The organism is Psychrobacter sp. 1Y4, assembly GCF_051847555.1.
In genome coordinates this window covers 1-686 of sequence record NZ_JBPYDE010000600.1, presented here as the reverse complement: position 1 = coordinate 686, position 686 = coordinate 1, and the positions used below count along the sequence as shown (strand labels likewise).

1 protein-coding gene is annotated in these 686 nt (G+C 44.6%); it reads left to right on the top strand.

Translation table 11 applies throughout. The features are described from left to right. Position 1: 1 nt before the first annotated feature. A partial coding sequence (locus ACS8FC_RS17820; protein ID WP_439297773.1) for a heavy metal-binding domain-containing protein occupies positions 2 to 686 on the top strand: 685 nt, incomplete at its 3' end.

Below are 686 nucleotides of genomic sequence, written 5' to 3'. Positions count from 1 at the left end.
CATGAAACACGATACGACAAAAAATACTTCGGATAGCGAAGACCATGATTGCTGTGACGGTACAGCTAATACAGGCATAGAATCCAATAAAGATACCACTTACGATAAGGTACCAACTGGTTACAGTGGAACCATTTATACCTGTCCGATGCATCCAGAGGTGAGAGACGTTACAGATAGCGGCTGTCCCATATGCAAAATGTCTCTTAAACCTGACGACACTGTTGCCGAGATGGTAGCAATGAAAGATGACCATGCAAGCTGCCATAGTCCGTCGAATACCGATGCCCATCCTACTAAAGAGAGTAAATACGACAAAGTACCGGAAAATTATAGCGGTACCGTTTATACCTGCCCTATGCATCCCGAAGTGAGAGATGTGGAAAAAAGCGATTGCCCAATATGCGGTATGTTTCTCAAACCTGAGAACGAGGTTACTGATTCAAATGATAATGAAGACAGTCATGCACACCGTCATGGAAAGGATACTGACCGTACTAAGGTAAAATCTGTAAAAGGCGGCAAGTACGATAAGGTGCCAGCTGGCTACAGCGGAACCGTTTATACCTGTCCTATGCATCCCGAAGTCAGAGATATTGAGAATAGTGGTTGTCCCATATGTGGCATGGCACTTGAATCAGAGACTGTTACTATTGGTGACGAGGATACCTCAGAGCTCGATGACA